Source organism: Sphingobium aromaticiconvertens, from assembly GCF_037154075.1.
GTDB classification, from domain to species: domain Bacteria; phylum Pseudomonadota; class Alphaproteobacteria; order Sphingomonadales; family Sphingomonadaceae; genus Sphingobium; species Sphingobium aromaticiconvertens.
Genome location: NZ_JBANRJ010000001.1, coordinates 232,106 through 258,583 on the forward strand (window position 1 = coordinate 232,106; position 26,478 = coordinate 258,583).

Consider the following 26,478-nt stretch of genomic DNA (forward strand, 5'->3'; position numbering starts at 1 on the left):
ATTATCGCTATATATAGCGCATATATGCTATTTCTTCATTCAATATCCCTATTGACTGAATAATAATATGCATATTATTCTTTCTCCAGAAATAGGCCGAGTCACCAGCGGCCATATTAGGAGAGAGACATGGGCATTGCCCTTCCGGATATGCACGTCCTGCCAAAACATCCCCTGATCATTGGCGGCAAATTGCTGGAACGCGGCAGCGGCGCGGTGCAGCCCCATATCTATCCCGCCAACGGACAAGTGACGGCGGACCTGCATATGGCGAGTCCCGCCGATGTCGATGCCGCGGTTGCCGCCGCCCGTGCGGCTTTCCCCCAATGGCGGGCGCTGACCGGCGACAAGCGCCGCGATCTCATGTTCAACCTTGCCAGCCTGCTGGAAGCCAATGTGCAGCAACTGGCCCAACTCGGTGTGATCGAGAAGGGCGAACCGGCGATGATGGCGCCGCATATACCCCCCATCGCGGCGCAGAAATTTCGCTATTTCGGCGGCTGGGCGGACAAGATTCAGGGGCTGACGGTCAGCACCTGGGGCGGCCCGGCACATGATTATGTCGCCTATGAACCCTATGGCGTGATCGGCGCGATCATTCCGTGGAACGGTCCTCTATTCGCAGCGGCCATGGTGCTGGCCCCCGCGCTGGCCGCCGGCAACTGCGTCGTGCTGAAGGCCCCGGACCTCGCCCCCTATACCGTCATGCGGCTGGGCGAATTGTTCGTGGAAGCTGGCTTCCCGGCGGGCGTCGTCAATGTCGTCACCGGCGGCGCGGATGCGGGCGAAGCGATGGTCGCCCATCCCGGCATCGACAAGATCCAGTTCGTCGGCAGCGGCGCAACCGCGAAGAAGGTGCTGCGCTCGGCGGCGGAGACGCTCAAGCCGTGCGGCCTTGAACTGGGCGGCAAGTCGGCGGTGATCGTCTTTGCCGACGCGGACCTGATGGACGCGGGCAAGCGCGGCCTGACCGGGGGGGTCAGCGCAAACGGTCAGGGATGCGTCAACGGCACCCGCCTGCTGGTCGAGCGCCCTGTTTACGATCAATATCTGCAAATATTGGGCGGCATGGCCGCGCATATAAAGGCGGGCGATCCCAATGACCCGGTGACCATATTGGGACCAGTCATCTCCGACGCCTCCGCCCAGCGCATCACCGGCATGGTCAGTGCGGCGACGAGCGCAGGCGGCAGGCTGATTGCGGGCGGCGAGCGGCTGGGGGGCGATCTTGCCTCCGGCTATTTCCTGCCATTGACGATCGTTGCCGATGTCGCGCCCGACAGCGTGATTGCCCGGCAGGAGGTATTCGGCCCGGTGCTGACGGTAACGCCCTTCGACACGGAAGAGGAGGCGATCGCCATCGCCAATGGCACCGACTATGGCCTTGGCGGCTATATCCACACCCGTGATTTGCGCCGCGCCCATCATGTCGCCTCGGCGCTCGACGCAGGCATGGTCCAGGTCAACGGGTCGGGCGAAGGCATGACGCCCTGCGTGCCCTTCGGTGGCGTGAAGCAGAGCGGCTTTGGTCGCCTCGGCGGCGAGGCGGGCCTCAAGGAATTTTTGCGCGTCAAGAATGTGTGGGTCAACCTTGCAAAAGGGGCCGGGCAATGAGCCTGCTTGATCCGGCGGAGCGCACCGCGCGAGGCGTCGAACGGCAAAATGCGCTGCTGGATGCCCCCGCCCCCACGCCCGGTACGCTGATGGAAGAATCGTGGCGGGACTATGTCTTTGCCGAAGTGTGGGCGCGTCCCGCACTCGATCTGCGCGCCCGCTATCTGATCTCTCTGGCCAGCGCCGCCAATGTCGGCGACGCCGCTGCAACGGAACGCTATGCGCGGGGGGCGCTCGCCAATGGCGAACTGACGCTGGCGGAATTGCGAGAGGCCGCGCTGCATGTGGGCGTATATAGCGGCTGGTCCTTCGGCACCGTGCTGGACGAGGCCGTCACCCGCGCAGCGACCGCGCTGGGCCTGCCGCCTGTAACCACGCCACCCATCCGCGCGGAGCCGTGGGATCCGGTGGTGCGGCATCAGGAAGGCATGGACAATTTCCAGGCGGTGATGGTGTTCGGCGGCCCCAAGCCGCAGACCGCCTATTTCGAGGGCGGCATCCTCAATTTCGTGTTCGGCGAAATGTGGATGCGGCCGGGTCTGGATCAACGCGCACGGCGCTGGCTGACCCTCGTCGGCGTCAGCAACGCATCGGCCAGCACGCCGATCCGCAGCCATGTCTGGTCGGCAATGGCGAGCGGCAATGCCTCCTGGGAGGAGATGTACGAATTCGTCCTCCAATATGCAGTCCACGCCGGCTGGCCGCGCGCATCAGTCGTTCAGGGCGCGGTGATCGAACAGGGCAAGCGGGTCGCCGAAGGCCTGTCGTTCGCCCCCTGATCGGAGAGAGAAATGACCATCGTTGGAGATATGAGCGGCAAGGCCGCACTGGTGACGGGCGCGGCATCGGGCCTTGGACGCGCCACGGCAGTCGCATTGGCACAGGCGGGTGCGGACCTGTGCCTGGTCGATGTCAACGCGACCGGACTGGAGGAGACGGCAACGCAGATCCGTGATCTGGGTCGCACGGCGATCGTGCAGACGGTCAACCTTGCCCTCCCGGAGAATTGCGAGGTCGTGGTAACTGCCGCGATCGACGCCTTCGGGCGTCTGGATGCGCTGTGCAACGTCGCGGGACTGATCAGCTTCACCCATACGACCGATATGCCAGTCGCGGACTGGGACCGGACGCTGGCGGTGAACCTTGGCGCGCCCTTCCACCTCAGCCGGGCGGCCATTCCGCACCTGCTGGAAAAGGACGGCGCGATCGTCAACGTCGCCTCCTCCGCCGCCTTCATCGGCGAGGCCTATGCCGCCGCCTATTGCGCCAGCAAGTCGGGACTGATCGGTCTGACCAAGGCGATGGCGATGGAATATATGAACCGGCCGATCCGCATCAACGCGGTCGCGCCGGGCGGCATGGCGACCAACATCGCGGCGAACATCGTCTGGCCCGAAGGTGCGGACATGAGCCTTATCAAGCGTTTTTCGGGGATGCGGGGACTGGTCGAAGTGGACGATGTCGCTGCGATGATCGCACATCTCGCCTCGGACGCGGGACGCGCCTTCCACGGTGCCTGCGTGACGATGGATCGCGGCATCACGGCGGGGTGACGACATGACCGACAACAAGATTATCAGGACCGGCTTCATCGGCCTGGGCAGTCAGGGCGGGCCAATGGCGCGCCGCATGGCGGAGGCAGGCTATCCGCTCACCCTGTGGGCGCGCAGGCCGGAAGCGCTGGAGGCCTTTGCCGATACGGCGGCCACCCACGCCCCCTCGATCGCGGCGCTTGGCGCGGCGAGCGATCATGTCGGCCTCTGCGTCGTCGACGATGCGGGCGTGCAAGCGGTGTGCGCCGACCTCATCCCGACGATGGCGGCGGGCAGCCGGATCATCATCCATTCAACCGTGCATCCGCAGACCTGCCTCGACCTTGCCGCGCAGGCCAGCACGCGCGGCATCGCCCTGATCGACGCGCCGGTAAGCGGCGGCGGACCGGGCGCGACGGCGGGCACGTTGACCGTCATGGTCGGCGGGGACGCCAATGCCGTGGCCGACGCGCGCCCGGTGTTCGAGAGCTTTGCCGGCTCCATCGTCCATCTGGGCGGCGTGGGCGCAGGGCAGCTCGCAAAGCTGATCAACAACGCACTGATGGCCGCGCATATGGCGCTGGCCAACCATGCGCTCGATGCCGGATCGACGCTGGGCATCGACCACAAGCCGCTGACCGAGCTTGTTCGCGTCAGCAGCGGGCGCAGCTATGGGTTCGAGGTGGCGGCGCGCCTGCCGGACCCGACCGCCTTCGCCCATGGCGCAAAGCTGCTGGCCAAGGATGTCCGCCTGCTCGGCGAAGTGCTGGGCGACGACCCGGACGCGCGCATTTTCGACCAGCTTACCCGCCCCTTCCTCGACCGCGCGCAACAATAAAGCCGCCTCTTCGTCCCTTCAGGAGACATATAACATGACATTCTCGATCGATCAGTTCCGTCTGGACGGCAAGGTCGCCATCGTCACTGGCGCGGGGGGACGCGGCAACGGCATCGGCCGCGCCTATGCGCTGGGGCTGGCACAGGCGGGCGCGGCGGTCGTCGTCGCCGACATCAATGCCGATGGCGCAAAGGCCGTGGCGGACGAGATCGTGGCGAGCGGGGGACAGGCCATCGCGGCCACCGTAGACATCACCGATCCCGCGTCCGTCGCGACCATGGCGCAGGCGGCCACCAATGCCTTTGGCGGCATCGACATCCTCGTCAACAATGCCGCACTGATGGCCGAGCTGGGGCAGTTGGCCGCCGCCGACGTGTCGCTGGACGAATGGAACCGGATCATGACCGTCAATGTGACGGGCGCGCTGCTGTGCGCGCAGGCCGTCATCCCGGCGATGCGCGCGCGCGGCGGCGGGCGGATCGTCAACCAGGTGTCGGGTGGCGCTTTTCCCGCCATCTCCATCTATGGCGTCAGCAAGCTGGCGCTGGTCGGCCTCACCACCACGCTCGCCCGCCAGTTGGGGCGCGAGGGGATTGCGGTCAACGCCATCGCGCCGGGCAACACCACCAGCGACGCGGGCAAGTTGCTGACGCCCGACGATTCGCCGTTCATCAAATATCTGGAGATGAATGTCGCGATGCGCGTGCGCGGCGCGCCTGATGAGCTGGTTGGATCGCTGCTGCTGCTCTGTTCACAGGCCGGTGGCTGGATCACGGGACAGGTTATCCATGTCGATGGCGGCTGGGTGCTGCGCCCCTGATCGCCGCTTGATCCCTGACCATCAATGGCGCAGCAGGGCGCGAACGTTATGAAGGGATCGGGAAGACGCATGGCTGTACGCAATGCCGAAGAGCAGGAGGCCAGCTATAGCCGCCGACTGGTCAGCGCCACGGCCGAGACTATGCGCGAGCTGATCCTGTCGCGCGCGGAAGACGAACTGATCGGTTCGCTGCCGGATATCGCCCGGCAGTTGAACGTCGGCATTGCCACCGTCCAGCAGGCCGCCCGCATCTTGGAGCATGAGGGGTTGTTGACGGTCCGCCGTGGTCCGGGCGGTGGCTATTTCGGAACCCGGCCCGACGCTGCGGCACTGAGCCGGTCGGTGGCGACCTATCTGCGCGTGCGCGGCGCCGACGACTATGAAGCGCTGGAGATGATGACGCTGCTCGACTGCGAGTTGATGCCGGCGGCGGCGCGCTGCGACAGTGCGGCGCGGCATGAAGACCTGCGCCTGCTCCAGCAACGCGTCGATCATTGTCATAGCGGCGCGGATCGGGTCGCGTTCGAGGATGATCTGCACGCCGTCCTGTTCGCGATGGTCGACAGGCCGTTGATGGAACTGCTCGCCGGGGTCGCCATGCGTTATTATCGCAGCAGCCCGATCCCGCAGGTTTTCGAAGGGGAGAAAGGTCTGATAGACTGGCGTCGGTGGCGCCACCAGATCATTGCGGCGATCCTGGCCCGCGATCCCGACCTGGCGCGCTTCGAGGCGGAACGGCATCGGCGCGACCTGCTTGCCCGGTTGGAGAAAAACGACAGGCGCTAGATTTTTGACCGTGCGCGATGCGCAACAATCGGATTTAAGGGCGGATATTCTCACTTGGGAGGCTCCGCTTGAAACTGTCCGTCTACGCCGCCGCCGGCGCACTCGCGCTCCTGTCCTCTGCTGGCGCCTCCGCGCAGGATGGCAAGCCGCGCGCCGACCAGTTGGCCTTCCGCGATCTCTACAAGGAACTGGTGGAAACCGACACCTCGGTCGCAACCGGCAGTTGCACGCTGGCCGCGGAGAAGATGGCGACGCGTCTTAAAGAGGCGGGCTTTACCGACGCCCAACTCCTGCCCTTCTCGGTCAAGGAATTTCCGCTGGACGGCGGGCTGGTCGCGATCCTGCCCGGCAGCGATTCCAAGGCGAAGCCGATGCTGCTGCTCGGTCATCTCGACGTCGTCAACGCCCGGCGGGAAGACTGGCAGCGCGATCCCTACCGCTTCATTGAGGAAAATGGCTATTTCTACGGGCGCGGCACGGCGGACATGAAGGCGATGGTCGCAACGTGGGTCGACACGATGGCGCGGTTCAAGACGGAGGGCTTCAAGCCCAGGCGCACGATCAAGATGGCGCTGACCTGCGGTGAGGAATCGGGTGCCCGCTTCAACGGGGCGCAATGGCTGGCGCAGAACAAGCCCGACCTGATCGCCGCCGAATTTGCCCTGAACGAAGGCGGCGGCGGGCGTACCGATGGCAAGAACAAGCTGGTCAGCCAGTCGATGCAGGTGGGCGAGAAATCCAATCGCAGTTTCGAACTGCAAACGACCAATCCGGGCGGCCACAGTTCGATCCCCATCAAGGACAACGCCATCTATGAACTGTCCGACGCGCTGGTGAAACTGCGCGCCTACGCCTTCCCGGTCCGCTTCAATGACACGACCCGCGCTTATTTTGCGAAGGAGGGTGCATCGCGGGGCGGCGAAATGGGCCGCGCGATGGTCGCCCTTTCGAAAAACCCGAATGACAAGGCCGCCGAAGCCATCGTGTCGACCGATCGCGGCTTCAACTCGATGCTGCGGACGACATGCGTCGCAACCATGCTGGACGCGGGCCATGCCGTGAACGCCCTGCCGCAGCGGGCGAAGGCAACCGTCAATTGCCGGATCATTCCGGGCGAAGATGCCGACACCACGCGCGCCGCGCTGGCAAAGGTAATCGGCGATCCCAAGGTCAGCGTCACGCTGGTCGGGCGGCTACGCCCGGTGGCGGTGCCGCCGCCACTTGATTCCAGGATCATGGCCCCGGCGGAAAAGCTGGTCGCGCGCTATTTCCCCGGCATCGCGCTGATCCCCACCATGTCGACGGGCGCGACCGACGCCACCTATCTGGCGCCGATCGGCATCCCTACCTATGGCGTGCCGGGCGGCTGGGGCGACCCGGATGGCAATGGCGCGCACGGGCTGAACGAACGCCGCGAGGTCCGGTCGGTCTATGTCGGGCGTGATTTCCTCTATGATCTGGTCAAGGCCTATGCCAGCCAGCCCTGACGGCTGGGTCTGGACCAGCCCGCGACCGACCCGATACAGACGTCCTAAAGGTGGACATATGTTTCAGATAATGGTCTGATCATCCGCCGAAACGGACGGAGCGGGTGATGATCGGTAGACTGTGCGTGGCCTTGCTAGCGATTCTGGCCCTTTGCCCTTCTCCGTCAATGGCGAAGGCAGACGGCCTGACCGTTCATGCGGCCACGCGCGGCAGCTTCCCGTTGGCAACGCCCGGTCAGGCCACGACCATTATGCGCGATCCCGACGATCACATAGTGGTCGCGCACGCTGCCGACGCGCTGGCCGACGACATCAAGGCCGTGACCGGCACCCGCCCCGTCATCGCGACCGAAATCACCCCCACCGTCCGCAGGCCCGTCATCATCGGCACGCTGGGCAAGAACAGGCTGATCGACCGGATCGTCGCCGCCGGGAAACTGGACGTCACCCGCCTGCGTGGTGCGTGGGAGAGCTTCCTGATCGCGACCGTCGACCGACCCCTGCCGGGGATCGAACAGGCGCTGGTCATCGTCGGCAGCGACCGGCGCGGCACCGCCTTTGGCGCCTATGAACTCAGCGAAGCGATGGGCGTGTCGCCCTGGGTCTGGTGGGCGGACGTCACGCCCCGCCATCGCGCCACGCTGTCCGTGGCGCGCGGCATCCGCCGGTTCGGGCCGCCATCGGTGCGCTATCGCGGCCTCTTCCTGAATGACGAGGACTGGGGGCTGTTCCCCTGGGCGGCCCGCACCTTCGACCCGGAAAAGGGCAATATCGGGCCGAAAAGCTATGAGCGCATCTTCAGCCTGCTGCTGCGGCTGAAGGCCAATACGCTGTGGCCCGCCATGCACAAGGTCAGCGCACCGTTCAACGCCGATCCCGCCAACGCAAAGCTGGCCGACGACCATGGCATCATCATGGGGTCGTCCCACGCCGAACCGATGCTGCGCAACAATGTCGGCGAATGGAAGCAGGCGCCGGACGCCTTCAACTATGCCGCCAATCCCGCTGGGGTCCATGCCTATTGGGAGGAACGGGTCCGCAGCAACGCGGGCTATGAGAGCCTGTGGACGCTGGGGATGCGCGGCATTCATGACTCCGGCATCGTCGGCGCGAACAGCCCGGAGGAGCGCGTGGCGCTGCTCAATCGCATCATCGCCGACCAGCGCGCACTGCTGCGTGACCATGTCAGCCCCGACGTCGCCAAAGTGCCGCAGATGTTCGTGCCATACAAGGAGGTGCTGGATATCTACCGCGCCGGACTGAGCGTGCCGGATGATGTCACCATCGTCTGGCCGGACGATAATTTCGGCTATATCCGGCAGTTCCCGAGCGAGACCGAGCGCAGGCGCGCGGGCGGGACGGGCATCTATTATCACCTCTCCTATCTGGGTGCGCCGCTCTCCACCCTCTGGCTGAACAGCACACCGCCCGCGCTGATTCAGGAGGAGATGACCCGCGCCTATGATCGGGGCGCCCGGTCGATCTGGATCGCCAATGTGGGCGACGTCAAGCCTGCCGAAATCGGCATTACCCTGTTTCTGGAAATGGCGTGGGACATCGACCGCTGGCGAGGGCGCAGCCAGCGCGCGTTTCTGGACGACTGGGCTGCGCGGACATTGGGCGCGGCACAGGACAAGGCGATCGGCGGCATCCTAGACACGCATTTCCGCCTGAATTTCGAGCGTCGCCCCGAACATCTGCAATGGTGGCTGCCCGGCCAGAAGGCGCGCCATAGCAGCCTGTCGCCGCAAGCAGTCGATGCGCGCCTCGCCCGGTTCAAGACGTTGGTGGAAGAGACGAAAGCCGTTGCCGCGACCATGCCAGCCGACCTGTCGGATGCCTATTTCGAACTGGTCGATTACCCGGTGCGTGCCGCCGCTGCCGCCAATCTGCGCTATTTCGGAACGGAGCGTTACGCGAAGCTGATCGACAGTCGACCAGAAGATGCGCGTCTGGCCGCTGGCATGGCGGCCACCGCCGATCGCGAGATCAAGGCGCTGACCGATCGGTTCAACAATGACATTGCGGGCGGCAAATGGCGGCACATCATGGCGGAGGAACCGGCCGACAATCAGTGGACATCCTATCGCACCGTGCCGATCGCCCTGCCTTCGGCCGGGATGCGGCAGGACGGCGCGACAGTGCTGCCGACGATGGCCGCGAGCACCAGCGACGAGATGATCGTCGAGGCGGAGGATTTCGCCAGCAATCGCGGCTGGCGGCTGGTCGAAGGATTGGGCCGGGGCAAGGGAACAATGATCGCGTCGCCAGATGCTACCCTTTCCTTCACGATCACGGTTCTGTCCGGCGATCCGCGCCAACTGACACTGGGCCTGCTGCCGCTCTATCCCGATGCGGGCGACGGGGCGTTCCATCTGGATGTCGCCATCGACGGCCGTGCAGCCATGCGGGTGGATGTGCCACGCGACACGGGTAGCCCGGACTGGGCGCAGGGCGTTTTGGACAACCAACTGCGCGTCGCGGTTCCGGCAATCCTGACGCCCGGTCGCCATAAAGTCCGCATCACCGCCCAATCCAGCGGACTCGCGCTCGACCAGTTACTGCTACGTCCTTAGTCCCGCCGCCCGATCCGGGGATCATGGCGACGGGATTTTGGAGATCAGGCGGCATCGACCAGCACGATCTCACTGTCCTCGATCGCGGTGACGCGCAGCACGTCCATGTCGCTGACCGCCGCGCCGTCACGGGCATTGACCCGCACATCGTCGATCGTCACCGCGCCGGTGGCGGGCACCAGATAGGCCTTGCGGTCCTTGCCCAGCGGATAATCGACGCTTTCCCCGGCCTTGATCGTCGCGGCGACGACGCGGGCGTCGGTGCGGATCGGCAGGGCGTCATCATCATTGTCATAGCCCGACGCCAGCGTCACGAACTGGCCCGACCGCTCGCCCTTCGGGAAGGGACGCGCACCCCAGGCGGGTTGCTCGCCCGAGCGGGTGGGGACGATCCAGATCTGGAAGATCCGGGTGGTCACATCCTCCTCATTATATTCCGAGTGGCGGATGCCGGTGCCCGCCGACATGACCTGCACATCGCCTGCTTCTGTCCGGCCCTTGTTGCCCAAACTATCCTGATGGGTGATCGCGCCTTCGCGGACATAGGTGATGATCTCCATGTCGCGATGGGGGTGCGGCGGAAAGCCGGTGTGCGGCGCGATCGTGTCGTCATTCCAGACGCGCAGGTTTCCCCAGTGCATCCGGGCCGGGTCGTGATAGCCCGCAAAGGAAAAATGATGCTTGGCATCCAGCCAGCCGTGATTGTCACCGCCAAGGCTGTCGAAGGGGCGCAGTTCGATCATGGGTCGTCTCCATATTGAAGGAATTGGCGGTCCAGATGTCCGCCGGTTGACCTTCATTTAGACCTTGCAGGCTTTCAGCATCACTGGGATAAAATCATCCCGATCATTCGAGGAAGTTGAATAGTGAACAATCCCGGCACACCAACCTTCGACCAGTTGCGTATCTTTCTGGCGATCGTGGAGACGGGCAGTTTCGCGGCGGCGGGACGCAAGCTGGGTCGCGCCGTGTCGGTCATAAGCTATGGCATCGCCAATCTGGAAACCCAGTTGGGCCTCATCCTGTTCGAGCGGGAGGGGACGCGTAAACCCCAATTGACCGTCGCGGGCCGCGCGGTTCTGGCGGAGGCGCGCGCCGTGAGCCAAGGGATCGACGGGCTGCGCGCGAAGGTGAAGGGGCTGCTCGACGGGTTGGAGGCGGAGGTGGATTTTGCCGTCGACGTGATGCTGCCCGCCGAACGACTGGGCCGTGTCCTGCGCACGTTCGCAACCGAATTTCCAACCGTGCAGTTACGCCTGCATGTCGAGGCGCTGGGCGCGATCACGGCGATGGTGCTGGATCGCAAGGCGGCGATCGGCCTGTCGGGTCCGCTGGCCGCCGGGGTCGAGGGGGTGGAGTGCGTCGCGGCGGGATCGGTGGCGATGGTACCGGTCGCCGCGCCCGACCATCCGCTGGGCCGCATGGCGCGGATCGCACCGGGCGCCGGGCGCGATTATACGCAGCTGGTGCTGAGCGATCGGTCGCGTTTTACCGAGGGGCATGATTATGCGGTGATGAGTCCCAAGACATGGCGGCTGGCCGATCTGGGGGCCAAACATGCGCTGCTGCGCGAGGGGATTGGCTGGGGCAATATGCCGCTGCCGATGATCGAGGGCGATCTGGTGGCCGGAACGCTGGTGCGGCTGGCCATGCCCGACCATCCGGGCGGCATCTATCGCTTCGCCGGCGTCTGGCGGCGCGACGCGCCCCCCGGTCCCGCTGCCTCCTGGCTGATCGACCAGTTTGTGGCGTTGGGGCAGCAGGACCGGGAAGAGGCCGGATTGACCGACATATAGAAGGGAGGGGGCACAGTTGCCCCCTTCACATCAGTCCTTGATGAACGCCAGCAAGTCGGCGTTGAACCGGTCCTGATGCGTGGCGGTCAGGCCATGCGGTGCGCCTTCGTAGATTTTCAGCGCCGCGTCGGCGATGATCTCGGCGGAGAGCAGGCCCGCATTACCGATCGGCACGATCTGATCGTCGTCGCCATGGATGACCAGTGTCGGCACATCGATCGCCTTCAGGTCATCGGTATAGTCGACTTCCGAAAACTCCCGGATGCACAGATATTGGCCCAGCACCGACCCAGCCATGCCCTGCCCCCAGAAGGACTTTTGCAGCCCCTCATTCACCGACACGCCCGCACGGTTGAAGCCGAAGAAGGGGAGGGCGAGGTCGAGGTAGAATTGCGAGCGGTTGTCGGCCACGCCCTTGCGAATATCGTCAAAGACGGAGAGAGGCAGGCCGTTCGGATAGGCCTCACTTTTCGACATGGTCGGCGGCACCGCGCCGACGAGGACCATCTTCGCCACGCGGGCAGTGCCGTGGCGACCGACATAGTGAGCGATCTCGCCGCCGCCGGTCGAGTGGCCGACAAGAACCGCATCCTTGAGGTCCAGCGCCTCGATCACTGCCGCCAGATCGTCGGCATAACTGTCCATGTCATTGCCGGTGGCGGGCTGGTCCGACCGGCCATGTCCGCGACGGTCATGAGCGATGACCCGATAGCCCTGTTGCACCATGAACAGCATCTGCCCGTCCCAGGCATCAGCGCTGAGCGGCCAGCCATGGGAGAAGACGATCGGCTGGGCATCCTTCGCACCCCAATCCTTGTAGAAGATGCGGGTGCCGTCATTGATGGTTATGAAGCCCATGGGGAAGATCCTTCTGCTGCGATGACAAAGAGGTACAACCCGGCCATCCGACGAAACAGCCGGATAATATCGCTTCATGCATTCGATAAAGTCGAAATGTTGTCCGCGCCCGCTTCCTTCCCTAAGGCAACGCATCCCAATTGGAGCCAAGGCCATGACCCCGCGCGAACTGATCGACGTTGCCCGCATCCCCGGTGGGGATGAATTGCGGCTGTTCCGGCGCGGCAAGGATTATATGATCGTGCTCGACCGCAACGAACTGATGAGCAGCCGGATGAGCGGATCGGAAGAAGCGCTGGCCAACATGAGTTGCGACCGGATCGCCGGACGACCCGCGCCGCACCTGCTGATCGGCGGCTATGGCATGGGCTTCACCCTGCGCGCGGCGTTGAAGGCATTGGGCGCGGACGCGACTTTGACCGTGGCCGAGCTGGTGCCGCAGATCATCAAATGGGCGCGCGGACCGATGGTGGAACTGGCCGCCGGATGCCTGGACGATCCGCGCGTGATACTGGTCGAGGCCGATGTCGCGGCGGTGATCGCAGACGGCAGGGCGACCTATGATGCGATCCTGCTGGACGTGGACAATGGTCCCGACGGGCTGGTGCGCAACGCCAATGACCGCATCTATTCAGCGAGCGGACTGGCGGCGGCGCGTGCAGCGCTGAAGCCCGGTGGAGTGCTCGCGGTCTGGTCCGCCGGTCCTGATGCATCTTTCACCCGGCGATTGAAGGACGCAGGCTTCTGGGTCGACGAAGTCGCGGTGAAGGCCCGATCCAATGGCAAGGGGCCACGCCACGTCATCTGGTTCGCCACGCAGCGTTAGGGCCACAGCGCCTTTTCCACCAGCGGCGAAACGCCTGCCACCATCACATCGACGCCCTTGGGATTGGGGTGAATGCCGTCCGGCAATTGCAACGCCCGCTGCCCCAGTACTCCGTCCAGCAGGAAGGGGTAGAGTTGCACGCCATAGGCCTTGGCGAGTCGCGGATAGATGGGATTGAAAGCAGCGGCATAGTCCGGCCCCAAATTGGGTGCGGCCAGCATGCCCGTCAGCACCGCCGGAATGCCGCGCGTTTTCAGTTCGGCAAGAATCGCATCCAGATTAGTACGTGTCTCTTCTGGGCTAAGGCCGCGCAGCATGTCGTTGCCGCCCAGGCTCAGCACTACCAGATCGGGCTTGCGCGCTAGTCCATCCAGGGTGAAGGCAAGCCGCGCCCGTCCCGCCGCGCTCGTGTCGCCCGACACCCCGGCATTCACGACTTGCGCTTTCACGCCCGCCTTGTTCAACGCGCGTTCCAGCGTGGGAGCGAACCCCTCGGCCAGTTCCAGATTATAGCCCGCGAACAGGCTGTCGCCGAACGCCACGACCAGCTTCGTATCCGCCGAGGGCGCCGGTGCAGGCACTGGCGCGACTGCATCGGCCACATTCATCATGCGGTTTTGTGGCACCGAATCGTCTGAACAGGCGACCAGCGGTTGGAGAAGCAGCACACAGCCGCCATATGCGATGTTCCTGATGCGCAAATGGAGCGCCCTTTCCTGATGACCTTGCAGACCGATCCCGCCCATATTGCGATCCGCGCGCGCAATGTCACCCTCTCCCTAGGCACCGCAGCCGCCAGAGTGGACATATTGAAGGGCATAGACCTCGACATCGTGAAGGGTGAAAGCGTCGCCCTGCTCGGCGCGTCAGGGTCGGGCAAGTCATCGCTGATGGCTGTGCTGTCGGGTCTGGAGCGTGCCAGCGATGGCAGGGTGGAGGTCGCGGGGGTCGACATGGGCAAGCTCAGCGAGGATGCACTGGCGCAGGCGCGGCGCGGGCGGATCGGCATCGTCCTGCAATCCTTCCACCTCCTCCCCACCATGACAGCGCTGGAAAATGTCGCGGTGCCGCTGGAACTGGCGGGCATGGCCAACGCGTTCGACCGGGCGCGCGAAGAATTGGAGGCTGTCGGCCTTGGCCATCGCATCGACCATTATCCGGCCCAGCTTTCGGGCGGCGAGCAGCAGCGCGTCGCCATCGCCCGCGCCGTGGCGCCGCGACCGACTATCCTGTTCGCGGATGAACCCACGGGCAATCTCGACGCCGCGACCGGCGAGCGGATCATGGACCTGCTGTTCGATCGACGGACGGCGGCGGACGCAACCCTGTTGATCATCACCCACGACGCAGCGCTCGCCACCCGTTGCGAGCGGATCATCGAAATGCGCGACGGGCTTATCGCCGCATGACGTCGCTGGGCTGGAGCCAGAGTTGGCGGATCGCGCGACGGGATCTTCATACGGGATTTCGCGGCCTGCGCCTGCTGTTCCTCTGCCTGTTCCTGGGCGTGGCGACGCTGGCCGCGATCAGCAGCCTGACAGCCTCGATCACCGACGAACTGTCGGCGCGCGGCCGCACGCTGCTGGGCGGCGACGTCGAGATTGCCATGATGCAGCGCGAGGCCGGAGCCGCAGACAGGCGCGCCTTCGCCCGTCTGGGCACTTTGAGCGAAACCGTGCGGATGCAAGCGATGGCGCAATGGGCCGGGCCTGCGCGCGTTGATGCACCGCCCGCCGTGCTGACCGAACTTAAAGGGGTGGACACCGCCTACCCACTCTATGGTACGCTAACGCTGACGCAGGGCCGCTATGCCCCGCTCACCCCCGACCGCATCCTCATCGGCCCGGCGCTGGCCGAACGCTTGCAGGTAAAACCCGGCGACGCGTTGCGCTATGGCGGGGCCAGCTTCACCATCGCCGCCATCATCGCCGACGAACCGGACCGGATCGGCGAGGGGTTCACACTTGGCCCCGTGGCGATCGTGTCGATGGCGGGCCTGCAACGCACCGGTCTGATCCAGCCCGGCAGCCTCACCACCGCCAAATATCGGGTGAAGCTGCCCCCCGGCACCGATGCCAGGGCGCTGCACGACCGATTGGAAAAGGCCTATGCCTCGCAGGGCTGGACCTTCAAGGATCGCGAGCGCGCCGCGCCGGGCGCGAGTCGCTTTTTCGAACGGATGGGGCAGTTTCTCTCGCTCATCGGCCTTGCCGCGCTGGTGATCGCGGGCATCGGCGTCAGTAACGGCGTCTCCTCCTATCTGGCGCTCAAGCGCGGTAGCATCGCCACGTTAAAGGTGCTGGGCGCGACGTCGGCCGACATTGCGCGCATCTATCTGCTCCAGATTGGCGCGGTCGCGGCGCTGGCCATAGTGGCGGGGCTGGTCGTCGGCGCGCTGCTGCCGCCCGCCCTGATAGCGCTGGCGGGCGACATATTACCGGTGAAGCCGGGTTTTGCGATCCATGTGCTGCCGCTCGCGACCAGCGCCGTCTATGGCCTGTTGATCGCCTTCCTCTTCACCCTGCCGCCGCTGGCGAAAGCGCGAACGCTGCCGGTGGTGGCGATCTTGCGCGAACTGGTCGATCCCCGGTACCGGCTCGACCGGCAGAGCCTGATCGCCATGGGTCTGGCGAGTACCGCCCTGTTAGTGCTGGCGATCGGGACGGCGCGCGAGCCGCTCTTTTCCGCCGCCGTGCTGGCCGCGACGGCAGGCGTCCTGCTGTTGCTGCTGGGCCTTGGATGGGTCGTCACATGGGTGGCGCGCCGCCTGCCCCGTCCGCGCCGCCCGCTATGGCGGCTGGCGATCACCAACCTCTATCGCCCCGGCGCGCAGACCGCCGCGCTGGTAGTGGCGCTGGGCCTTGCCCTTACCCTGTTCGTGACGCTGGCGGGCATCCAGACCAGCCTGCGGGCGGAGATTGCGCGGACGGTGCCGGAAAAGGCGCCCGACCAGTTCGTGCTCGACATCCCATCGGCAAAGGAAGCGACCTTCCGCGCGATCCTGACGATCCGCGCGCCGGGCGCGACGGTCAATGTGGTACCCGCATTGCGAGGCCGGATCGTTGGCTATGGCGATGTTCGCGTGGCCGACCTCAAGGAAATACCCGAAGGCGCATGGTTCCTGCGCGGCGAGCGCGGCGTCACCTATAGCGCCACCTTGCCGCAGGGCAGCGATCTGGTGGCCGGTCAGTGGTGGCCGCGCGATTATACCGGGCCGCCCTTGGTGTCGCTGGACGAGGAAGCGGCCAAAGTTCTGGACATCGGTGTCGGCGACAGCCTGACCGTCAGCCTGTTGGGTCGCGAGATGACGGCGCGGATCGCTTCGCTCCGCAAGGTCAACTGGGACACGATGGGCTTCAACTATGTGCTGGTCTTTTCCCCCAACGCTCTTGCCAGTGCGCCGCACAGCCTGGCCGCAACCATCACCCTGCCCGACGGCGCGTCGCAGCAGGTGCAGGGCGCAACGACGCGGGCGTTGCTCGCCGCCTTTCCCGGCGTTTCGGTTGTCGCGGTGGGGGAGATTATCGGTCAGGTTGGCAGCCTGCTCGACCAGATGGCGACTGCCATCGTCGCCGCCGCCTCGGTCGCGATCCTTGCCGGGATCGCGGTGCTGGTGGGCGCCATCGCCGCATCGCGTCAGGCGCGCGCCTATGACAGCGTGATCCTAAAGACATTGGGCGCGACCCGCTGGCAGATATTGGGCACGCAGGCGCTGGAATATGGGCTGCTCGCGGGGATACTGGCGATGGTATCGCTGGCGCTGGGCAGCGTGGCCGCATGGTTCGTGATCGTGCAGGTCTTCGACTTTGGCTGGGCACCCGACTGGAGCATCGTGCTGGCGACGCTGGGCGGCGGCGCTCTGCTGACGCTGGGGATCGGGCTGGCGGGATCTATTCCGCTGATGTCGGTGCGACCGGCACGGGCGCTGAGGGCACTGTAACGCCCCCGCCACGCCGCACATCGGTGAAGATATCCCACGCCGCGATGAAAAGCGCGGCGATCACCGGGCCGATGACGAAGCCATTGATGCCGAACGCCTCGATCCCGCCCAGCGTGGAGATCAGCACCACATAATCGGGCATCCGCGTATCTCGTCCGACCAATATGGGGCGCAGCAGATTGTCGACCATGCCGATCACCAGCACGCCGCAGCCGACCAGCACGGCCCCCTGCCACATTGCGCCGGTGGCAAAGAGATAGATGGCGACGGGTACCCAGATGATGGCAGTGCCGATCGCGGGCAGCAGCGAGAAGAAACCCATCATCACCCCCCACAACAGCGCGCCGGGAATGTCGAGAATGTAGAAGACGACGCCACCGATGAACCCCTGAACGATGGCGACGACCACGCTGCCCTTGATTGTCGCACGGATCACGGTGACGAATTTTTCCGCAAGCGCCTCCCGATGCTGGCCGTGCAACGGCACGGCGCGGGCAAAGCGGATGAGCAGCCCATCGCCATCACGCAGCAGGAAGTAGGTGAGGTACAGCATCACGCCCAAGCCGACGAGGAAGCTGAACGCGCCCTGCCCGATCGAGAAGGCCTGTGCCGCCAGCGTCCGTACACCACTCGCCACGCCCGCGCCCAGCATGTCGCGTGCGGCAGCAAAGCTGGTCAGGCCCAGACGGCGCAGCCAGCTCGACGCCCAGGTCGGCAGCACTGACAGAAAATCAGGCCAGAGATGGGTGATGTCGAACTGGCCAGCGCGAATGCGGGCATAAAGGGCGGTCGCCTCCTGCAACAAGGCCATGCTGAGGAAAATGGCGGGTATGATGACCAGCGCGATGATGACGATCAGCGTCAGCGCGGCGGCACTGTTGCGATGCCCCGGCAGTGCGCGCAGAAATCCGCGATTCATCGGCGCGAACAGGATCGCCGCAACCAGTCCCCACAGAATCGCGCCGAAAAAAGGTCCAATCACCCAGCCAAGCGCCAGCGAAATGAGGACCACCAGGGCAAGGAAGCCCATATCCTCTATCCGGGATCGATGCGCGTCGGGGCTGGTCATTGTTTCTCGCATCTCTTGCGGCCTGGCACCGACATGGCATCGGCTGAATAGTTGGCGATGGGCGCCCCCCTGCTGCCCGGCCTAGGGCCGGACCTGCCCCGCGCCACGCACCAGCCATTTATAGGTGGTCAGCCCCTCCAGCGCGACCGGCCCGCGTGCATGCAGGCGCCCGGTCGAAATACCGATTTCCGCGCCCAGCCCAAACTCGCCGCCATCGGCGAACTGGGTGGAGGCGTTCCACATGACGATGGCGCTGTCGCAGGCGCTCAGGAAATGCTCGGCGATGGCGGCGTCTTCGGTAATGATCGCGTCGGTATGATGGCTGCCATGCGCGGCGATATGGGCGAGCGCGCCCTCCATCCCGTCGACCATGCGGACCGAGACGATGGCCTCGAGATATTCGGTATCCCAATCCTCCTCGCTCGCCGCCGTGACGCGACCATCCAGCGCCGTCACCGCCTCATCCCCGCGCACCGCGCAGCCCGCGTCGAGCAGCGCGCGCACCAGCGCTGTCGGATCGGCATAGCCCCGATCGACCAGCACCGTCTCGGTCGCGCCGCACACGCCCGTGCGGCGCAGCTTCGCATTGACCACCAGCGCACTCGCCATGGCGGGATCGGCAGCAGCATCGACATAGCTGTGATTGATACCGTCGAGATGAGCCAGCACGGGCACCCGCGCCTCTTCCTGCACCCGCGCAACCAGACTCTTGCCCCCACGCGGCACGATCATGTCGATATATTGCGACGCCTTGAGCAAGGCGCCCACCACCGCGCGATCGGTCGTGGGAACCAGTTGCACCGCATCCTCGGGCAGGCCCGCCGCGACGATGCCCTGAACCATGGCGGTATGGATCGCACGATTGCTCTCTTTCGCCTCGCTACCGCCGCGCAGGATGACGGCATTGCCCGCGCGCAGGCACAAAGCAGCGGCATCGGCGGTGACGTTGGGGCGGCTTTCGTAGATGATGCCGATGACGCCCAGCGGCACCCGAACACGGCTCAGCTTCAGGCCGTTGGGCCGCTCGCTTTCCTCGATCACTTCGCCCAACGGATTGTGCAGACGCGCCACCTGTTCGACCCCGTCGGCGGTGGCGGCGATGCGTGCATCGTCCAGCTTCAACCGGTCGAGCATCGCGGGCGACAATCCGTTGGCGGCGGCATTTTCCATGTCGCGCATATTGGCGGCCAATATCGCCGGCGCACCATCGCGCAAGGCCTGGGCCGCACGCAGCAACGCGTCCGCCTTTTGTGCGTCACTGGCGCTGGCAAGCAGGGCAGCGGCGCGGCGCGCGCGCGCGCCCATCGTCGCGATCAACATCTCGGGAGTTTGCGTCAAATCATTCATCTGTGGCCGTGCCTTTCACCATTGGCCTTAGCATGGCGCTCCGGGCAACGAAACCATTGCCATCGATCAGCCTTTGACAAGGCCTGTCAGGGGAAAGGGGATGCACAGGCCGCCAGTCAGATGGCAACAACATGATGCCGACGGCCGGATCGTGGGTCGCATACGATCCGGTCGTCGGTGGCAGTGGACTGCCATGTCCGGCCCTTACTCTCACCGATCCGCGGGCGCATACCCCAAAGAGGGTAAGACGGTCCGATCGGGATCAAATTCGTCGCCGCGATCAACCGCCCAACAGGGTGACGATCCGCACAAGTTGCGATTCACGATTGCAGCCGGTCTTTTCATACAGGCTGCGTATCTGCGCTTTCAATGTCTCGGTCGAGACGCCCCGCGCGGCTGCGATCGCTGGCCGCGTGGCGCCGGACGCGATGCGTAGCGCGATATCCGCCTCTGCACGGGTCAGGTGGAACGTCCCGATCAGCGCGCGGGCCTGACGATCGGTCGGGGTGCCCAGGCGCGCGGTGATGATGGCGCGCGGGGCGAAGGGCAAATCCCAGGCGCGACGGGGAAGCGGAAAGATTTCCAGCAGTATCGCCACGCCGCCCTCATCGTCGGGCAACGGCACGGGATCGGGGAGCTGGGCCGGGGGCGTCAGCACGGTGTAAAGCGCCCGCGCGATTCGCCTTGCCTCATCTGCTCGCATAGTGCCGAGCCGCCCATCCTTGAGCGTCAATCGCGTATCCGCCAGCAACCGATCCGCCGCCGGTGTCATGCCACCAACCCGCCCGCTACCATCGACCAGCCAGCAGGCCTTGTCCATCGCCTCGAACGTGCCCGCCAGCAATGCAAAGCCCTGTAGTTCGATCGCCCGCTGCATCCGCACCGCCGCGCCCGCATGGGCAGCGAGTCGTGCGAAGAGGTCGCGCTGCTCGATGCTGCTGCGCCCATCCCTTTCCCCACGCAGCAAGGCCAGACCGATCATGCTGCCCTTGTCGACCAACAGGCGTGTCTGGCACCCATGGGGAATGTCGAGATCCGAACACAAGTCGAGATAGTCGTCCCCGCGCAGCGTGTCGCGCACATCGTCATAATGCGCTTCATGGACGATCGGCGCCCCATTGCCGACCCTGTCGGCAGCGACGCGGAAATTAACATCGGGGGTGACCAGATTCATGGCCCCGGCCGATACGAGCATAGCCTCGTCGACCCCGCTGACCCAGTTGAAGGCGGCAGCGCCGGGGCCAAAGCCGATCAACTGACCATGCGCCGATCCGGTCGCGTCGGCCATTTCGCCCAAAACGTCCCGCCACAGATGCGGCTCCAGCGCCGCTTCTATGAAACGGTCGGCCCACCGATCGGCGTCCGCCATGCCCATGCCTCAGCCTTCCCCCGACTGCCCCACTCTTTCCTCCGCCAACTGCAAGACGGAGTCAAATGGCGTATTTCCGTCAGAGTGCCTGGCCAGCCACCCAGCCGCTCGCCCAGGCCCATTGGAAATTATAGCCGCCCAACCAGCCGGTCACATCCACCGCTTCGCCGATCACATGAAGGCCAGGTAGGCGCTTTGCCTCCATCGTCTGTTGGGACAGGCCATCGGTGGCGATCCCGCCCACCGTCACCTCCGCCTTGGCGAAACCCTCCGTCCCATTGGGGGTGAAGGGCCAATCCGACAGGCGCCGCGTGGCATCAAGCAGCGCACGGTCCGACAGGTTCGCCAATTCGCCCGACAGGCCGATGCGCTCGGCCAGCGCGTCGGCCAGCCGCGAGGGCAGATGCCCGCCCAGCACCGCACCCAGCGTGCTGCGCGGACGGGCTCGTTTCGCCTCGACCAGCCATTGCGGGGACTGATCGGGCAGCAGGTCGATCGCGATCGGTTGACCATGCCGCCAATAGGAGGAGATCTGAAGGATCGCCGGACCGGACAGCCCCTTATGCGTGAACAGCGCCGCCTCACGAAATTTTGCCTTGCCGCAGCGCACTTCGACCGGGGCGGAGACGCCGGACAGCGCGCGAAAAAGCACATCGTCCCCACCCAGCGTAAGCGGCACCAGCGCCGGGCGCGGCTCCACCACCTTGAGGCCGAACTGGCGGGCCAGCCCATAGGCGAAGTCGGACGCGCCCAGCTTTGGAATGGACGGGCCGCCCGTGGCGATCACCAGCGCTGGTGCGCTACTTAAGGTTCCACCATGACGCACGGTGAAGCTGGCATCGGCGTGGGTGACATCGGTGATGGACTTGCCAAAAGCGAAATCGACCCCGCCCTTGCCGCATTCCGCCATCAACATGGCTACGATCTGCCGCGCCGAGCCGTCGCAAAAGAGCTGCCCCAGCGTCTTTTCATGCCAGGCAATGCCATAGGCATCGACCAGGGCGATGAAATCCTGCGCGCTGTATCGGCTCAATGCCGAGCGGGCAAAATGCGGATTGGCCGACAGATAGCGGTCCGGCGCGGTATGGATATTGGTGAAGTTACAGCGCCCGCCGCCCGAAATCAGGATCTTGGCGCCTGGTCCCGCCGTATGGTCGATAACCAGCACGCGCCGACCGCGCTGTCCCGCAACACCGGCGCAGAACAAGCCCGCCCCGCCCGCGCCAAGGACAATCGCGTCATAAGGGCCACTCAAGAATGCGGCCTGTTCAGACCGCTCATGCCGCTTGCGCCAGCACTTCGTCCTTCACGGCCCGAAAGACACGGCAGGGCGGAATGTTGAACCATTCCACCTCTTCCTTGATCCGGTCGAACAGCGGGTTGAGTAGCCGATGGGTGAAGCGGGAATATTGGTAGACGAGAAATTCGCCGCCGGGTCGCAGGGCAGCCCGCGTCTCAGCACAGATCGCTTCGCCGACCCCCTTAGGCAGGGTGGAGTAGGGCAGGCCCGACAGGACATAGTCGGCCTGACGATGGCCGGCCTCGGCAATGAAGCGGCGAACATCCGCTGCCGATCCATGCACAGCGCGAAGGCGGGGATCATCGATCTCCGAAGCCAGATAGGATATGAAATCGAGGTTCAGGTCGATCGCCAGCAACATCGCGTCCGCAGGCAGCCGCTCCAATATGCTGTGGGTGAAGGTGCCGACTCCCGGACCATATTCGACAAACAGCCGGGTGTTGGCCCAGTCGACATCGTCCAGCATCCTGTCGACCAGCATGGGCGAGGAAGGAATGATCGACCCGATCATGCCCGGGTGCTTCATGAACTGGCGGAAAAACATGCCCCAGCCACTGAAGAACCGACGCGCCCGTTCCAGCATTGAAGCCCGCTTATGCTGCTTTTTCAAGGGTATGGAAGCCATTACGTCCCGCCTGTTCCTACTCTGTCGTGGCGTGGCAAATATGCCGCCGGGATGCAAGGCGCTTCATGCGCCCTGCCTATCCAACTCCCCGGCGGTCTATGGGTTCAATCTGTCCCGGACAGCTTCGTCCCCTCGCGAGGGCGAAGCATTCCGGGAACGACGAAGCCGATCGGATCGACCTGCATCGCGCTTTGCTTCAGCGTCGCACGAATTTCCTCATATTCGCGCTCCATTTCGGGCGTGACGGAAGCGCGGGTTTCTTCCAGCGCATCGGTGAAATGGTACATGGACACCGCCTCCACCTGCAACGATTCACGCAAGGCGAAAAGGCCTGCCCGGCGGACCAGATCCTCCAAATCCGCGCCCGTGAAACGTTCCGTCCGTTCGGCCAGCCGGTCCAGATCAACATCCGCGCCAAGCGGCATCTTGCTCGTGTGGATGTCCAGGATACGCCGCCGCCCCGCCTCGTCAGGAACGGGAACGTAGATCAACTCGTCGAACCGACCTGGCCGAAGCAACGCCGGGTCCACAAGCGTCGGGCGGTTTGTGGCGCCGATCACCACGACCGATTGCAGTTCCTCAAGGCCATCCATCTCCGAAAGGATGGTGTTCACCACCCGCTCCGTCACCGCCGGTTCACCAAGCCCCCCGCCGCGCGCGGGGACAAGGCTGTCCAGTTCGTCGATGAAGATCACCGTCGGTGCCACCTGCCGCGCGCGGGCGAACAGGCGGGCAATCTGCTGCTCGCTCTCGCCATACCATTTGGAAAGCAGGTCACTGGACTTGGTAGCGATGAAATTGGCCTGCGCCTCCCGCGCAACCGCCTTCGCCAGCAGCGTCTTGCCGGTACCGGGCGGCCCATAAAGCAGGAAGCCCTTGGCCGGCCGGATACCCAGTCGCCGAAAAGCCTCGGGGTCCTTGAGCGGCAGTTCGACGCCTTCCTTCAGCTTCATCTGCGCGTCGTCCAGACCGCCGATGTCGGACCAGCCGATATTGGGCGCCTGCACCATCACCTCGCGCATGGCCGAAGGATGGACCCGCTTGAGCGCCGCCATGAAATCCTCCCGCGTGACGGACAATTCCTCCAGCACGTCGGGCGGGATCGTCCCTTCCTCAAGGTTGAGGCGCGGCATGAAGCGGCGCACTGCATCGATCGCCGCTTCACGGGTGAGCGCCGCCATGTCCGCGCCGACAAAGCCGTAGGTCGTGCGGGCGAGTTCGGCGAGGTCCACCCCATCGGCCAGCGGCATGCCACGGGTGTGGATACCCAATATCTCCCGCCGCCCGCGTTCGTCGGGGACGCCCACGACGATCTCGCGGTCGAAGCGGCCCGGACGACGCAGCGCTTCGTCCAGCGCTTCGGGCCGGTTGGTGGCGGCGATCACGACCAGGTTGATGCGCGGCTCAAGGCCGTCCATCAGCGTCAGCAACTGGGCGACAAGCCGCTTTTCGGTTTCACCGGTAACTTGCCCCCGCTTGGGCGCAATCGAATCAATCTCGTCGATGAACAGGATCGAGGGTGCGGCCTTGGCCGCTGCCTCGAATATCTCACGCAGCTGCTTTTCCGACTCGCCATAAGCCGACCCCATGATCTCCGGTCCGTTGATCAGGAAGAATTCCGCGTCCGATTCATTGGCGACCGCGCGGGCAAGCCGCGTCTTGCCGGTGCCCGGCGGGCCATGCAGCAGCACGCCGCGCGGCGGATCGACTCCCAGCCGCAGGAACAGTTCGGGATAACGCAGCGGTAGCTCCACCATCTCGCGCAGCTGGTCGATCGTATCGGCCATGCCGCCGACATCGTCATAAGTGACGTCAGCGCGCCGCGCTTCGCGCGGTTCCTCATATTCCGGGCGCAGCTCGACCTCTGTCTCGGCGTCAATCTGGACGATACCCTTGGGCAGGGTCGACACGACGACGAGGCGAATTTCCTGGAGCGCATAGGCAGGCGCGGACAACATACGCTGCACTTCCAGCGGCATGTCGCCGGGCGGCACCTGCTGCTGCCCGGCAGTCGCCACGACGTCGCCAGAGGCGAGCGGGCGTTGGAAAAAGACGCGCTTCAGCGCATCGGGATTGCCCTGAAGCCGCAGGTTGCTCTGCGCGGGCGCAAAGACCACCCGCTGAGCGGGCCGCGGCTCAATCTTGCGGATCGCCACGAAATCGCCGGAGCCAGCGCCTGCATTGGCGCGCTGAAGCCCGTCCAGCCGGACTACGTCCAGTCCTTCGTCTTCCTTATAGGGGCGCACGGCCCGGGCGGGCGTGGTGCGCTTGCCGACGATCTCGATCACGTCGCCTTCGGTCAGGCCCAGCTCGGCCATCACCGCCAGCGGCAAGCGAGCAAGGCCGCGCCCCGCATCCTCTGGCCGCGCATTGGCAACCTGAATCTTCCGTCCGACATCTTCCTGCTCGGCCATGCCTATCCCCGTCCTGCGTCGTGTCTACAGGAGATAGGAAACACCAATGTGCAGCGAAAGTCCCCCGGATCGTTAAGGAGACAACAAAAAAAAGGCCGACCAGAACGGCCGACCTTATAAAGTTTTAGGAGAGGATGCCTGAAAGGCCTGCTCTATGTGCGGCTCCGGCCCCCTCTTCGCAAGTGCGAAATAATACGACCAGTTGCAAAAATTGCATCTTGCCATTTCCAGCAATTTACTGCTCATTATCGAAAGGATGCAGAAATAGTCCTGCGAAAGTGCGAAAAGTCATAAATGACGCATTGCAGCAGGCGGCGCTTCGGATATTGAGCGGTTATGCGTAGATTACCGCCCCTAACGGCCCTTGAGGCCTTTGTGCAGGTTGCGCGCCTGGGATCCGTGAAGGCCGCGGCGGAGGAGCTTGCGCTCTCGACTCCGGCGCTCAGCCGCCGGGTACAGGCGCTGGAGCGCTTCATCGGTCGCCCGCTTTTCGACCGCAAGCATCAGGCGCTGGAGATCAATACCGACGGTCAGCGCCTGCTGGAGGACATGGCTCCAGCACTGGATGCGATGAGTCAAGCGCTGGAAAATATCCAGAGCGGCGGCAACCAGTTGCGCTTGCGTCTGGCGGTGATGCCGTTGTTCGCGACTCAGCGACTATTCCCGCATCTGGGAACGCTGCGCCAGTTGCATCCCCAATTGCATATCGACATCGAGACCACGCCTCATGCGGTCGCGCGGCTGGGTGAGGGGCTGGACGCGGCAATCGTACTGGCCAAGGATATCGACCCAGCGCTCTACGTCCATGAACTGGACCATGAGGAAGTCTATCTGATCGGTCGTCGCGGCCTGAGCGAAGGCCCCGATGCGCTGAAAAGCCCGGAAGAGCTGAGCCGCCACACGATCCTGCTCCATCGTGACATGAATCTGGCCTTTGACGCGTGGAAGGAAGCGGTCGGCTTGCCCGACCTGCAACCCGCCGCCATCGACAATTATGATTCGGGGCAGTTGATGCTGGAGGCCGCCGCGCAGGGGCTGGGCGTCGCCGTCATGCACACCAGCCATTTCACACAGTCGGGCGACGAGCGGCTGGCGCGCCTGTTCCCCACCCATGTCGAAAGTCCCTATCGCTATTTCTTCGTCTGCCGCCCCCGCGCGCTCCAGACGCGCGCAGTACGGCTGTTCCGCGACTGGCTGGTGGCTGCGGACATCTGACATCCGTGCGCACGCCGATTGCCTGCACGACAGAATCTTTTGCACGCCCTTAACCCTGTTCCTGTC

Annotated in this window: 22 protein-coding genes; 13 read left to right on the forward strand and 9 right to left on the reverse strand. The window is 64.8% G+C overall.

What is annotated here, in order from left to right; genetic code table 11:
* Positions 1 to 129 precede the first annotated feature (129 nt).
* The 8 genes from WFR25_RS01215 (at position 130) to WFR25_RS01250 (ending at position 9,653) form a co-directional block, all read left to right on the forward strand.
* Positions 130 to 1,614 (forward strand): aldehyde dehydrogenase family protein, encoded by a 1,485-nt coding sequence (locus WFR25_RS01215; protein ID WP_336967760.1) that lies wholly within the window; start codon positions 130 to 132, stop codon positions 1,612 to 1,614.
* Positions 1,611 to 2,393, forward strand: coding sequence for a carboxymuconolactone decarboxylase family protein (locus WFR25_RS01220; RefSeq protein WP_336967762.1), 783 nt, complete (start codon positions 1,611 to 1,613; stop codon positions 2,391 to 2,393). The genes WFR25_RS01215 and WFR25_RS01220 overlap by 4 nt, the downstream gene beginning before the upstream one ends.
* A gap of 12 nt (positions 2,394 to 2,405) precedes the next feature.
* Positions 2,406 to 3,167: an SDR family NAD(P)-dependent oxidoreductase gene (locus WFR25_RS01225; protein WP_336967765.1), complete on the forward strand. Its 762-nt coding sequence runs from the start codon at positions 2,406 to 2,408 to the stop codon at positions 3,165 to 3,167.
* A 4-nt stretch (positions 3,168 to 3,171) separates the two neighbouring features.
* Complete coding sequence (locus tag WFR25_RS01230) at positions 3,172 to 3,984, forward strand: NAD(P)-dependent oxidoreductase (RefSeq protein ID WP_336967767.1); 813 nt, start codon at positions 3,172 to 3,174, stop codon at positions 3,982 to 3,984.
* Positions 3,985 to 4,018: 34 nt separating this feature from the next.
* Positions 4,019 to 4,804, forward strand: coding sequence for an SDR family oxidoreductase (locus WFR25_RS01235; protein ID WP_336967768.1), 786 nt, complete (start codon positions 4,019 to 4,021; stop codon positions 4,802 to 4,804).
* 69 nt (positions 4,805 to 4,873) lie between these two features.
* On the forward strand, positions 4,874 to 5,590 hold the full coding sequence (locus WFR25_RS01240; protein ID WP_336967770.1) for a FadR/GntR family transcriptional regulator: 717 nt from the start codon (positions 4,874 to 4,876) through the stop codon (positions 5,588 to 5,590).
* A gap of 74 nt (positions 5,591 to 5,664) precedes the next feature.
* Positions 5,665 to 7,077, forward strand: a complete 1,413-nt coding sequence (locus WFR25_RS01245; RefSeq protein WP_336974567.1) for a M20/M25/M40 family metallo-hydrolase — start codon at positions 5,665 to 5,667, stop codon at positions 7,075 to 7,077.
* Between the two features lie 107 nt (positions 7,078 to 7,184).
* Positions 7,185 to 9,653: a glycosyl hydrolase 115 family protein gene (locus tag WFR25_RS01250; protein ID WP_336967773.1), complete on the forward strand. Its 2,469-nt coding sequence runs from the start codon at positions 7,185 to 7,187 to the stop codon at positions 9,651 to 9,653.
* 44 nt (positions 9,654 to 9,697) lie between these two features.
* Here the strand turns inward: WFR25_RS01250 and WFR25_RS01255 are convergent, their stop codons facing one another.
* The gene (locus tag WFR25_RS01255) at positions 9,698 to 10,396 is read right to left on the reverse strand and encodes a pirin family protein (RefSeq protein WP_336967774.1); all 699 of its coding nucleotides are present in this window, start codon (positions 10,394 to 10,396) and stop codon (positions 9,698 to 9,700) included.
* A gap of 123 nt (positions 10,397 to 10,519) precedes the next feature.
* On the opposite strand from WFR25_RS01255, the gene WFR25_RS01260 reads away from it, so the two are divergent.
* Complete coding sequence (locus WFR25_RS01260) at positions 10,520 to 11,449, forward strand: LysR family transcriptional regulator (RefSeq protein WP_336967777.1); 930 nt, start codon at positions 10,520 to 10,522, stop codon at positions 11,447 to 11,449.
* A 30-nt stretch (positions 11,450 to 11,479) separates the two neighbouring features.
* On the opposite strand, the gene WFR25_RS01265 is transcribed toward WFR25_RS01260, so the two are convergent.
* Positions 11,480 to 12,307 carry an alpha/beta fold hydrolase gene (locus WFR25_RS01265; RefSeq protein WP_336967780.1) on the reverse strand — a complete coding sequence of 276 codons (828 nt, stop codon included), beginning with the start codon at positions 12,305 to 12,307 and terminating at the stop codon, positions 11,480 to 11,482.
* A 154-nt stretch (positions 12,308 to 12,461) separates the two neighbouring features.
* Here WFR25_RS01265 and WFR25_RS01270 point away from each other — a divergent pair, with 154 nt between their 5' ends.
* Positions 12,462 to 13,133 (forward strand): spermine/spermidine synthase domain-containing protein, encoded by a 672-nt coding sequence (locus WFR25_RS01270; RefSeq protein ID WP_336967783.1) that lies wholly within the window; start codon positions 12,462 to 12,464, stop codon positions 13,131 to 13,133.
* Here the strand turns inward: WFR25_RS01270 and WFR25_RS01275 are convergent.
* Positions 13,130 to 13,834, reverse strand: coding sequence for an arylesterase (locus WFR25_RS01275; protein WP_419723127.1), 705 nt, complete (start codon positions 13,832 to 13,834; stop codon positions 13,130 to 13,132). The genes WFR25_RS01270 and WFR25_RS01275 overlap by 4 nt on opposite strands.
* 18 nt (positions 13,835 to 13,852) lie before the next feature.
* Here WFR25_RS01275 and WFR25_RS01280 point away from each other — a divergent pair, with 18 nt between their 5' ends.
* Entirely contained in the window at positions 13,853 to 14,542 is a 690-nt protein-coding gene (locus WFR25_RS01280) for an ABC transporter ATP-binding protein (protein ID WP_336967786.1), read from the forward strand.
* Entirely contained in the window at positions 14,539 to 17,073 is a 2,535-nt protein-coding gene (locus tag WFR25_RS01285) for an ABC transporter permease (RefSeq protein WP_336967788.1), read from the forward strand. The genes WFR25_RS01280 and WFR25_RS01285 overlap by 4 nt, the downstream gene beginning before the upstream one ends.
* On the opposite strand, the gene WFR25_RS01290 is transcribed toward WFR25_RS01285, so the two are convergent.
* The 6 genes from WFR25_RS01290 to WFR25_RS01315 all read right to left on the reverse strand — a co-directional run bounded on the left by WFR25_RS01290 (position 17,024) and on the right by WFR25_RS01315 (position 25,197).
* On the reverse strand, positions 17,024 to 18,142 hold the full coding sequence (locus tag WFR25_RS01290; protein ID WP_336967790.1) for an AI-2E family transporter: 1,119 nt from the start codon (positions 18,140 to 18,142) through the stop codon (positions 17,024 to 17,026). The genes WFR25_RS01285 and WFR25_RS01290 overlap by 50 nt on opposite strands.
* A gap of 81 nt (positions 18,143 to 18,223) precedes the next feature.
* The gene (locus WFR25_RS01295; protein ID WP_336967792.1) at positions 18,224 to 19,489 is read right to left on the reverse strand and encodes a glutamate-5-semialdehyde dehydrogenase; all 1,266 of its coding nucleotides are present in this window, start codon (positions 19,487 to 19,489) and stop codon (positions 18,224 to 18,226) included.
* 280 nt (positions 19,490 to 19,769) lie between these two features.
* Complete coding sequence (locus WFR25_RS01300) at positions 19,770 to 20,858, reverse strand: helix-turn-helix transcriptional regulator (RefSeq protein WP_336967795.1); 1,089 nt, start codon at positions 20,856 to 20,858, stop codon at positions 19,770 to 19,772.
* 79 nt (positions 20,859 to 20,937) lie between these two features.
* The gene (locus WFR25_RS01305; RefSeq protein WP_336967798.1) at positions 20,938 to 22,113 is read right to left on the reverse strand and encodes a BaiN/RdsA family NAD(P)/FAD-dependent oxidoreductase; all 1,176 of its coding nucleotides are present in this window, start codon (positions 22,111 to 22,113) and stop codon (positions 20,938 to 20,940) included.
* 22 nt (positions 22,114 to 22,135) lie between these two features.
* The gene (locus WFR25_RS01310; protein ID WP_336967799.1) at positions 22,136 to 22,783 is read right to left on the reverse strand and encodes a class I SAM-dependent methyltransferase; all 648 of its coding nucleotides are present in this window, start codon (positions 22,781 to 22,783) and stop codon (positions 22,136 to 22,138) included.
* A 104-nt stretch (positions 22,784 to 22,887) separates the two neighbouring features.
* Positions 22,888 to 25,197 carry a CDC48 family AAA ATPase gene (locus WFR25_RS01315; RefSeq protein ID WP_336967802.1) on the reverse strand — a complete coding sequence of 770 codons (2,310 nt, stop codon included), beginning with the start codon at positions 25,195 to 25,197 and terminating at the stop codon, positions 22,888 to 22,890.
* Between the two features lie 336 nt (positions 25,198 to 25,533).
* Between WFR25_RS01315 and WFR25_RS01320 the strand changes: the two genes are divergently transcribed.
* Positions 25,534 to 26,412: a LysR substrate-binding domain-containing protein gene (locus tag WFR25_RS01320; protein WP_336967804.1), complete on the forward strand. Its 879-nt coding sequence runs from the start codon at positions 25,534 to 25,536 to the stop codon at positions 26,410 to 26,412.
* Positions 26,413 to 26,478 lie beyond the last annotated feature (66 nt).

Coding starts and splice junctions, on each gene's coding strand:
- WFR25_RS01225 (WP_336967765.1), top strand. CDS start 2,406: ATGACCATCGTTGGAGATATGAGCGGCAAGGCCGCACTGGTGACGGGC.
- WFR25_RS01280 (WP_336967786.1), top strand. CDS start 13,853: ATGACCTTGCAGACCGATCCCGCCCATATTGCGATCCGCGCGCGCAAT.
- WFR25_RS01255 (WP_336967774.1), bottom strand. CDS start 10,396: ATGATCGAACTGCGCCCCTTCGACAGCCTTGGCGGTGACAATCACGGC.
- WFR25_RS01290 (WP_336967790.1), bottom strand. CDS start 18,142: ATGACCAGCCCCGACGCGCATCGATCCCGGATAGAGGATATGGGCTTC.
- WFR25_RS01240 (WP_336967770.1), top strand. CDS start 4,874: ATGGCTGTACGCAATGCCGAAGAGCAGGAGGCCAGCTATAGCCGCCGA.
- WFR25_RS01295 (WP_336967792.1), bottom strand. CDS start 19,489: ATGAATGATTTGACGCAAACTCCCGAGATGTTGATCGCGACGATGGGC.
- WFR25_RS01300 (WP_336967795.1), bottom strand. CDS start 20,858: ATGGCGGACGCCGATCGGTGGGCCGACCGTTTCATAGAAGCGGCGCTG.
- WFR25_RS01315 (WP_336967802.1), bottom strand. CDS start 25,197: ATGGCCGAGCAGGAAGATGTCGGACGGAAGATTCAGGTTGCCAATGCG.
- WFR25_RS01310 (WP_336967799.1), bottom strand. CDS start 22,783: ATGGCTTCCATACCCTTGAAAAAGCAGCATAAGCGGGCTTCAATGCTG.
- WFR25_RS01250 (WP_336967773.1), top strand. CDS start 7,185: ATGATCGGTAGACTGTGCGTGGCCTTGCTAGCGATTCTGGCCCTTTGC.
- WFR25_RS01215 (WP_336967760.1), top strand. CDS start 130: ATGGGCATTGCCCTTCCGGATATGCACGTCCTGCCAAAACATCCCCTG.
- WFR25_RS01235 (WP_336967768.1), top strand. CDS start 4,019: ATGACATTCTCGATCGATCAGTTCCGTCTGGACGGCAAGGTCGCCATC.
- WFR25_RS01265 (WP_336967780.1), bottom strand. CDS start 12,307: ATGGGCTTCATAACCATCAATGACGGCACCCGCATCTTCTACAAGGAT.
- WFR25_RS01320 (WP_336967804.1), top strand. CDS start 25,534: ATGCGTAGATTACCGCCCCTAACGGCCCTTGAGGCCTTTGTGCAGGTT.
- WFR25_RS01285 (WP_336967788.1), top strand. CDS start 14,539: ATGACGTCGCTGGGCTGGAGCCAGAGTTGGCGGATCGCGCGACGGGAT.
- WFR25_RS01270 (WP_336967783.1), top strand. CDS start 12,462: ATGACCCCGCGCGAACTGATCGACGTTGCCCGCATCCCCGGTGGGGAT.
- WFR25_RS01220 (WP_336967762.1), top strand. CDS start 1,611: ATGAGCCTGCTTGATCCGGCGGAGCGCACCGCGCGAGGCGTCGAACGG.
- WFR25_RS01230 (WP_336967767.1), top strand. CDS start 3,172: ATGACCGACAACAAGATTATCAGGACCGGCTTCATCGGCCTGGGCAGT.